The 1,471-nt window shown below is 49.6% G+C and carries 4 protein-coding genes; all 4 read right to left on the bottom strand.

Translation table 11 applies throughout. The features are described from left to right. Positions 1-301, bottom strand: a 301-nt coding sequence (locus AC2FNV_RS21720; protein WP_496774490.1) for a DNA-3-methyladenine glycosylase I, incomplete at its 3' end; no start/stop codon positions are given. A 61-nt stretch (positions 302-362) separates the two neighbouring features. Beyond that, positions 363-584, bottom strand: a complete 222-nt coding sequence (locus AC2FNV_RS21715; protein ID WP_170606833.1) for a ribbon-helix-helix domain-containing protein — start codon at positions 582-584, stop codon at positions 363-365. Continuing rightward, positions 581-757: a DUF4169 family protein gene (locus AC2FNV_RS21710; protein ID WP_170480414.1), complete on the bottom strand. Its 177-nt coding sequence runs from the start codon at positions 755-757 to the stop codon at positions 581-583. Before AC2FNV_RS21710 ends, AC2FNV_RS21715 begins: the two co-directional genes overlap by 4 nt. Next, positions 757-1,471: lyase family protein (locus AC2FNV_RS21705; RefSeq protein ID WP_496774487.1), on the bottom strand; the 715-nt coding region annotated here is incomplete at its 5' end. The genes AC2FNV_RS21705 and AC2FNV_RS21710, both read right to left, overlap by 1 nt.

Genomic DNA, 1,471 nt, shown 5'->3' with positions numbered 1-1,471 from the left:
TGCCGCGATGACGAATAATGTTGGCATCTTGAAGCAATCGGGCGACATCGACTTCGTCAAACAAAGCGATCTTGTTAAAGTCAAATCCGCAAAAGGCACGGCGGAAATTCTCACGTTTATTCAGGATCGTGCGCCAACTCAGGCCTGATTGAAAACTCTCCAGGCAAAGCTTTTCAAATAAACGCCTGTCGTCAATGACAGGGTAACCCCATTCAGAGTCGTGGTACTCGAAGAATTCAGGCGCTGCCTGACACCAAGCACAGCGCATCCGCCCATCCGGTCCAGAAACTGTATCAGACATAAAAAAATACCCTTTTTACTTCACAGGGCTTCAGTGGCCCTTTACTTCAAAAGACAAGGATTCAATTTTTTGACCAATACCAGTTTAAAACGAATACCCGAATAGCCGATGCCAAACCGGTCTCAGGATTCCGGGCAGCATCAATTTCTGAAGCTAGGACGTTGATAGGAATTGATTTTGATTGTGCGATCTCGCGAAATGCATTCCAAAACTCATCCTCCAGCGACACCGAGGTTCGATGACCCTGCAGCGTAAGCGATCGTTTGATCGGAGGCCCACTCATTTATCCAACTCGTGATTGTCCAATTCTTTCTTGGACTTGGAACGCTCAAGATCAGTTGCTTCCTTCTCGGCTTTGCTACGACCATAACAGAAGGAATTCCGATCTGCGCGGGCCTTTTTCTCGGCCCGCGACTTTGCTTTTCTATACCGGTTCAGGTTGACCGGCTTGCCCATCAGTTCTTCGGACCGATCATATGTTCAGGCCGCACAACGGCATCAAAGGTCTCTTCATCCACGAAACCCAGCGCGATTGCTTCTTCTTTCAGGGTCGTCCCGTTCTTATGAGCGGTTTTTGCAACCTTTGTGGCATTGTCGTAACCGATTGTTGGGGCCAGTGCAGTGACCAGCATAAGCGATTCTTTCATCAGTTTGTCGATACGTGGTTCGTTGGCCTGTATCCCAAGCAACATACGTTCAGTGAAACTGTCGGTGGCATCTCCCAATAACTGAATTGATTGCAGTAGGTTATACGACATCATTGGGTTATATACATTCAGCTGGAAATGGCCCTGCGAACCGGCAAATTTCATAGCTGCATCGTTCCCCATGACATGTGCTGCAACCTGAGTCAGAGCTTCGGCTTGCGTTGGGTTAACCTTGCCCGGCATGATGGAAGAACCCGGTTCATTCTCGGGAAGGATAAGTTCGCCCAAACCAGACCGCGGTCCCGAGCCCAGGAAACGGATATCATTGGCGATTTTATAGCAAGAACCTGCAACCGTTGCCAAAGCCCCTGACAGAAAAACCATCGCGTCATGAGCCGCCAGAGCCTCAAACTTGTTAGGTGCGGTGACAAATGGCAGCCCGGTGATTTCTGCCATGTTACTGGCTACCGCCTCATCCCAACCGCTATGAGTGTTCAAGCCAGTACCAACGGCGGTCCCACCT

It is taken from the genome of Ruegeria sp. BHSA163 (assembly GCF_059613365.1).
Note: the sequence above shows the minus strand (reverse complement) of the source record. Positions and strands in the feature narration are given on the sequence as shown.

What these genes read in the sequence shown, in the direction of transcription:
- AC2FNV_RS21715 (WP_170606833.1), bottom strand. Translation starts at nt 584, where the DNA reads ATGAGTGGGCCTCCGATCAAACGATCGCTTACGCTGCAGGGTCATCGA.
- AC2FNV_RS21710 (WP_170480414.1), bottom strand. Translation starts at nt 757, where the DNA reads ATGGGCAAGCCGGTCAACCTGAACCGGTATAGAAAAGCAAAGTCGCGG.